General features: G+C 64.7%; 6 protein-coding genes and 2 pseudogenes. 2 read left to right on the top strand and 6 right to left on the bottom strand.

Annotated features, from left to right (window positions below; genetic code table 11):
* A pseudogene (locus tag QZY06_RS12410) lies at nt 1-525 on the top strand (hypothetical protein); the annotation flags it as partial.
* Between the two features lie 67 nt (nt 526-592).
* The gene (locus tag QZY06_RS12405) at nt 593-1,045 is read left to right on the top strand and encodes a PaaI family thioesterase (protein WP_295684768.1); all 453 of its coding nucleotides are present in this window, start codon (nt 593-595) and stop codon (nt 1,043-1,045) included.
* 17 nt (nt 1,046-1,062) lie between these two features.
* Here QZY06_RS12405 and pcaF read toward each other — a convergent pair whose 3' ends face one another.
* From pcaF to QZY06_RS22225, 6 genes and pseudogenes are all read right to left on the bottom strand, one after another.
* On the bottom strand, nt 1,063-2,268 hold the full coding sequence (gene pcaF, locus QZY06_RS12400; protein WP_295684765.1) for a 3-oxoadipyl-CoA thiolase: 1,206 nt from the start codon (nt 2,266-2,268) through the stop codon (nt 1,063-1,065).
* A gap of 129 nt (nt 2,269-2,397) precedes the next feature.
* Entirely contained in the window at nt 2,398-3,747 is a 1,350-nt protein-coding gene (gene paaK / locus QZY06_RS12395; RefSeq protein ID WP_295684763.1) for a phenylacetate--CoA ligase PaaK, read from the bottom strand.
* A gap of 127 nt (nt 3,748-3,874) precedes the next feature.
* A complete protein-coding gene (gene paaI, locus QZY06_RS12390; protein ID WP_295684759.1) occupies nt 3,875-4,354 on the bottom strand; it encodes a hydroxyphenylacetyl-CoA thioesterase PaaI in 480 nt (159 codons plus the stop codon).
* Complete coding sequence (locus QZY06_RS12385; protein WP_367275631.1) at nt 4,351-4,791, bottom strand: acyl-CoA thioesterase; 441 nt, start codon at nt 4,789-4,791, stop codon at nt 4,351-4,353. Before QZY06_RS12385 ends, paaI begins: the two co-directional genes overlap by 4 nt.
* Nucleotides 4,792-4,817: 26 nt before the next feature.
* Nucleotides 4,818-6,389, bottom strand: coding sequence for a 3-hydroxyacyl-CoA dehydrogenase (locus QZY06_RS12380; RefSeq protein WP_295684755.1), 1,572 nt, complete (start codon nt 6,387-6,389; stop codon nt 4,818-4,820).
* A pseudogene (locus QZY06_RS22225) lies at nt 6,386-6,548 on the bottom strand (acyl-CoA dehydrogenase); the annotation flags it as partial. The pseudogene QZY06_RS22225 and the gene QZY06_RS12380, both read right to left, overlap by 4 nt.

The following is a 6,548-nucleotide window of genomic DNA, read 5'->3' as shown; positions in this document are numbered from 1 at the left end:
GTATTCACGGCCATCGATCTGGGCAAGAACTTCGATAAACGCGAAGAAATCCAGGTGGGCTTCGTGGCTGAGAAGTATCAGCGCTTCTCCACCGAGTTCCCGGCCACCTACCTGGTGTTCCAGTATCTCTGGCAGAAGAACAGCGATCTCGTCGGCCTGTTGCTGGATGGCTATGGCAGCGAGAACTACAGCCGCAATGGCATCCAGCTCGATCCACACGTGCCGACCAGCACCACCCCGAAGATCAATCCGGGCCTTAGTGCCGGCGCCAACTACGTGGTGTTGGCCGCTGTGCAGCCGTTCCCGAACTACATCTACGAGCTCAACTTCGCGACGCTCATCGATGTGCAGGGTGGCGTGCTGTTCCAGCCGGGCGTGCAGTGGAAGCCGCGCGGCAATATGACCGTGAATCTGTTCTACAACCTGGTGCTCGACAACGCTTGGGGCAACAATCCCAACAAGAACGTCGTGCATCTGATCAGCCAGACCAACGAACTGGCGATCCGCCTCGGCTATCAGTTCTGATCAGCCAAGGCTCAAAGCCTTCATCGCAGCCGTTCATTCTTCGGTCACCCGGACAATCGAGAACAACATGAATCTGCTGGAACAACCCGGCGCTGCAAACGGCCTGGAACAGTTGCAAGGCTGGCTCGCGAGTGGTCAGCAACCGGCGATCGGCGAGACGCTGAAGTTCTCGCTGGTCGAAGTCTCGGAAGGCCGTGCGGTGTTTGCGGCGACGCCGGGTGCGCATGCCTACAACCCGATCGGTTCCGTGCATGGCGGCTACGCGGCCACCTTGCTCGACTCGGCCTGTGGCTGCGCCGTGCATTCCGCGCTGAGCAGCGAGCAGGGCTACACGACGCTGGAACTGAAGATCGCCTATCACCGCGCACTGAGCGCCAGCACCGGCCTGGTGCGCGCCGAGGGCAAGGTGGTTTCGATCGGCAAGCGCGTGGCCTTTGCCGAAGCGCGGATCACCGATGAAGCCGGCCGCCTGTACGCCTCGGCGACCTCGACCTTGCTGGTGTTCGAGCGGAAGTCCTAGACGCTCTGAGCCTGCGCTCAGACCCGTTCGATGACCATGGCGATGCCCTGGCCGACGCCGATGCACATCGTGCACAGCGCATAGCGGCCACCGGTACGTTCGAGCTGGTTCAGCGCAGTGGTCACCAGACGCGCACCTGAAGCACCCAGCGGATGGCCGATGGCGATCGCGCCGCCGTTGGCGTTGACGTGGGCGGCATCGTCGGCGAGGCCGAGATCGCGGGTCACGGCCAGGCCTTGCGCCGCAAACGCTTCGTTGAGTTCGATGACGTCGATCTGCGACAGCTTCAGGCCGGCCAGCGCCAGCACTTTCTTCGTCGCGGGTGCAGGGCCGAAACCCATGATCCGTGGCGCCAAGCCGACCGTGGCCATCGCCAGCACTCTGGCGCGTGGCTTGAGGCTGTAGCGTCCTGCAGCAGCCTCCGACGCCAGTAGCACGGCGCAGGCACCGTCGTTGACGCCTGACGCGTTACCGGCGGTGACGCTGCCATCCGGCTTCACGACACCTTTCAGCTTGGCGAGCATCGCCAGGGTCGTATCCGGGCGCGGGTGTTCATCGGCCGTGAACTGCAGCGCTTCGCCCTTCTTTTGCGGGATGGCGACCGGCACCAGTTCGTTGGCAAAGAAACCGGCGGCATGCGCGGCAGCCCAGCGCTGCTGGCTGCGGATCGCGAAGGCATCCTGATCGGCGCGCGAGATGCCGAACTGCTCGGCGACGTTCTCGGCGGTTTCCGGCATCGAGTCGATGCCGTACTTGGCCTTCAGTAGCGGATTGATGAAGCGCCAGCCGATCGTCGTGTCCTCGATCTTGGCGACGCGCGAGCAGGCGCTGTCGGCCTTGCCCATCACGAATGGCGCGCGGGTCATGCTTTCGACACCGCCGGCGATCATCAACTGGGTTTCGCCGGCCTTGATCGCTCGGGCGGCCATACCGATGGCATCGAGGCTGGATCCGCACAGGCGGTTGATCGTCGAACCCGGAACTTCCTGCGGCAAGCCGGCGAGCAGCGCAGCCATGCGCGCAACGTTGCGGTTGTCTTCACCGGCCTGATTGGCCGAGCCGTAGAGCACGTCTTCGACGGCCGCCCAGTCGACGTTCGGATTGCGCTGCATCAGTGCCGCGATCGGCAGTGCTGCGAGATCGTCGGTGCGGACATTGGCCAGCGCGCCGCCGTAACGGCCGAAGGGCGTGCGGATGGCGTCGCAGATGTAGGCGTGATTCATGGTCGGAATGATGCGAACTTTCGGTAGTGCCTCGGATGGCACTACCGAGCGTCATTTCGACGGGCGGCAGCCCCGGAGAGGCGTGATGTGGATCCGTCATTCCCGCCTGCGCGGGACTGACGATGTTGTTCAGCGGGTGACGAGTTGAACGGCCGGCGCGCTTTCCTTCGGCCGGCGATCGATCACGCGCTTGGCCTTGCCGATCGAACGCTCCAGCGTCTCCGGGTGATGCAGCAGCACGCGGACGCTGATGCCGACGTAGGTCTTCACCAGATGCTGGAGATTGCTGCTCACTTCCTTGCGCAGGCCGTCTTCGATGCCGGCATCGGCCACTGACAGTTCGACATTGACCAGCAGCTGGTCGAGGTTGCCTTCGCGGATGACTTCGATCAGATAGTTCGGCGTCAGCTGGGGGCAGCGCAGCAGCAGTTCCTCGATCTGGGTCGGGAAGACGTTGACGCCGCGGATGATCAGCATGTCATCCGAGCGGCCGGTAATCTTGCCCATGCGCCGCATGCTGCGCGCGCTCGGCGGCAGCAGGCGCGTCAGATCGCGCGTGCGGTAGCGGATGATCGGCAGCGCTTCCTTGGTGAGGCTGGTGAACACCAGTTCGCCTTCCTCGCCATCGGCGACCACTTCACCGGTAACCGGGTCGATGATCTCCGGATAGAAATGGTCTTCCCAGATCGTCGGGCCATCCTTGGTCTCGATGCATTCGCTGGCGACACCGGGGCCCATCACTTCTGACAGGCCGTAGATGTCGACGGCATCGATGTCGGCGCGGTTCTCGATTTCCTGGCGCATCGCGTTGGTCCAGGGCTCGGCGCCGAAGATGCCGGTGCGCAAGCTTGATTGAGCTGGATCGAGGCCTTGGCGATGGAACTCCTCGATCAGGTTCAGCATGTAGCTCGGCGTCACCATGATGATGTCGGGCTTGAAGTCCTGGATCAGCTGCACCTGCTTCTCGGTCTGGCCACCGGACATCGGCACCACCGTGCAGCCCAGGCGTTCGGCGCCGTAGTGCGCACCGAGGCCACCGGTGAACAGGCCGTAGCCATAGGCGATGTGAACCATGTCGTCCGGCCCGCCACCAGCAGCGCGGATGCTGCGCGCCACCACATCAGCCCAGGTCGAGATGTCCTTCGCGGTGTAGCCGACGACCGTCGGCTTGCCGGTGGTGCCGCTCGAACCGTGGATGCGCGAGATCTGATCCCGCGGCACGGCGAACAGGCCGAAGGGATAGTTGTCGCGCAGGTCCTTCTTGGTCGTGAACGGGAACTTGGCGAGATCGGCCAGCGACTTCAGATCATCCGGATGGACGCCGGCCGCATCGAAGCTCTTCCGATAGTGAGCGACGTTGTCATAAGCATGGCGCAGCGACCAGCGCATGCGCTCCAACTGCAGTGCCTGGAGTTCATCGCGGCTCGCGCGTTCGATCGGATCGAGCGTTGCGGCTCTGGATGGGTGACGGCTGACCATGGAACTACTCCTCGCAGATGTCGCTGTGGCGTGCAGATGGGGATGCTGCGAACTGTTCATCGTTTCCGGCCAGCGCACATGACCCCGGGTGCAGGGCCGCTGCCGGAACGTGCAATTCGCGCGATCTCTATGGATTGACGGCAGATTCAGGGATTGAAGCATTCAGGACATCGCCCTTGACCCGGGCAGACTTGCCGCGGAACAGCGCCACGATCACGCGCTCGGGATCAGTCAGGGTCACGTCGTAGACGCCGCTGCGGCCCGCAAGCGAGCGCTCGACGGCAGTCGCCGTCAGCAAGGTGCCGACCGGCACCGGGCGCAGGTATTCGATGTTGCAGCCGGCCGCTACCGTCGCTTCGTTGCGGCTGTTGCAGGCGAAGGCGAAGGCGCTGTCGGCCAGCGCGAACAGGAAGCCGCCGTGGCAGGTCTGATGGCCGTTGAGCATGTCCGGGCGCACGGTCATGGTCAGCGTCGCGTAACCAGGGCCGATGTCGAGAATGGTCACGCCCAGCGTCTGCGAAGCCTGATCGCGCCCGAACATCGCGCCACCAACGGCCATTGCCAGCGCCACCGGATCGGTGGCATCGATCGGAATGATGTCGCTCATCGTCCTGCCCTCGCAGCGTTGGCCTTGCGTTGATCGCGGCGCCACTCGGCAGCGGCGTAGCGGGTGCGCTCTTCATCGGTTTCCAGCTTCAAGGCCGGCACCGGCGCTGGTTTGCGGTCGGCATCGAGCGCCACCATCGTGAAGTAGCAGGTGTTGGTGTGGCGACGCACGCCGGTGTGCAGATGCTCGGCCTCGACCCGGATGCCGACTTCCATGGACGACTTGCCGGTGTAGTTGATCGCCGCCTTGAAGGTCACCAGATCGCCGACATGGATCGGCTCCTTGAAGAACATCTGGTCGACGGCCAGAGTCACCACGTAATGCTTGCTGTAGCGCGCCGCACAGGCGTAGGCGACGTTGTCGAGCAGCGACAGGATGCGGCCGCCATGGACATTGCCGCTGAAATTGGCCATGTCCGAGGTCATCAGGACGTTCATCACCAGTTGCTTTTCCGGACCTTCACTCACGTTGCGTCTCCAGGGGAATGGGCTGAGGCGCTCGAAGCGAGCACCTGCTGGCGCAGGCGGGGCGAGGCGCGATAACGCGGCTCGCCGTAATGCCCGGCCAGGTAGTCGAGCGCCGCAAGCACGGTGCCAGCACCGATGCGCGCCGCCCATTCCAGGGGTCCGATCGGATAACCGACGCCGCCACGCATCGCGATATCGACTGCCGCCGCATTGCAGACCTGCTGATGCACGGCATCGCTCGCTTCATTGGCCAGCATCGCCACCGTGCGCAGCACCGCCAGCCCGGGAGCATCGGCCAGCTGGGAAACTGCGAAACCGGCGGCCTGCAACAGACCGGTGATCGCCACCAGCGCAGCCGGCGAACTCTGTGCAGCAACGGCAATCGCCGCGCGCTTGGCGGTGGCCGCGTCGAGCATCAGATCGATGACCACGACCTCGCCGATGCCGAGCGCAGCGGCGCGCGCGGTGGCACTTCGGCCATCGCTGGCGAACAGCGCCACACCGTCGACGGTCGCGATGCGGCCATCGGCTGGTGCAGCCATGGTCAGCACAGGCAGGGCCGCAGACGCATAGAGCCGTTGCGCCAGTGCCGCGCCGATCGGTGCTCCCAGATTCAGTTCGATATGCGCCGGACGCGGCTGCGGTGCCAGGCTGGCGGGCGCAGCCTTGGTCGCGCCCTCGCGATAGTCATAGAAGCCGCGCCCGCTCTTGCGGCCGAGGTAACCGGCCTGTACCAGCTCCAGTTGCAGCAGCGACGGCTGGAAGCGCGGATCGCCGTAGTAGGCATCGAACACCGAGCGGGTCACGGCGTAGTTCACGTCGTGGCCGATCATGTCCATCAACTCGAACGGCCCCATGCGGAAGCCGCCGGACTCGCGCATCACCGCATCGATCGTGGCGACATCGGCCACGCCTTCCTGCAGCAGGCGCAGGGCTTCGGCGTAATACGGCCGGGCGACGCGATTGACGATGAAGCCGGGTGTGGAACGCGCATGCACCGGCGTCTTGCCCCAGCGCTCGGCGGTGGCGAACACGGTGGCGGCAAGCGCTGCATCGGTCGCCGCGCCAGAAATCACTTCGACCAGCGCCATCAGCGGCGCCGGATTGAAGAAGTGCATGCCGACCAATCGTTCCGGCCGCTTCAGCTTGGCGGCGATCGCGGTGATCGACAGCGACGAGGTATTGCTGGCGAGAATCGCGTCTGGCGCTAGAAAGGCTTCAAGCGTGGCGAACAAGCCGCGCTTGGCTTCGAGGTCTTCGACGATCGCTTCGACGACCAGCTTCGCTTCACGCAGGTCTTCGATCGCCGTTGCTGGCTTCAGCGCGGCGGACGCGGCATCGAATTGCTCGGCGCTGAGCTTCTTCTTCTCGACCAGCTTGGCAAGCTGGGCGCGAATGCCGGCGATCGCCGTCTCCGCCGCACCGGCGCGCATGTCATACAGCCAGACTTCGTGGCCGGCAACGGCGGCAAGCTGGGCGATGCCGGCACCCATCGCGCCAGCGCCGATCACGGCGACGGCGGCTGAAGTCGGCAGGGCCGCGGAGGAAGCTGTGGAAGCTGGATTCATGCGAAATTCGCTGAGCGTAGGAGTTCATGCAGCTGGCGGCGGCGAACGCCCATGTTGCCGCCGTCGAACAGCGGCAGCGCGAGCGCGTCCTGCAGCAGCCCGGCCAGTGGCAGCGCGTGGTCGTAGCTGTCGATGCCGACGACTCGCATCAGATCGGTG

Origin of the sequence: uncultured Nevskia sp., assembly GCF_903885465.1 — a bacterium.
GTDB lineage: Bacteria > Pseudomonadota > Gammaproteobacteria > Nevskiales > Nevskiaceae > Nevskia.
This window is presented reverse-complemented; position numbering and strand designations above follow the sequence as displayed.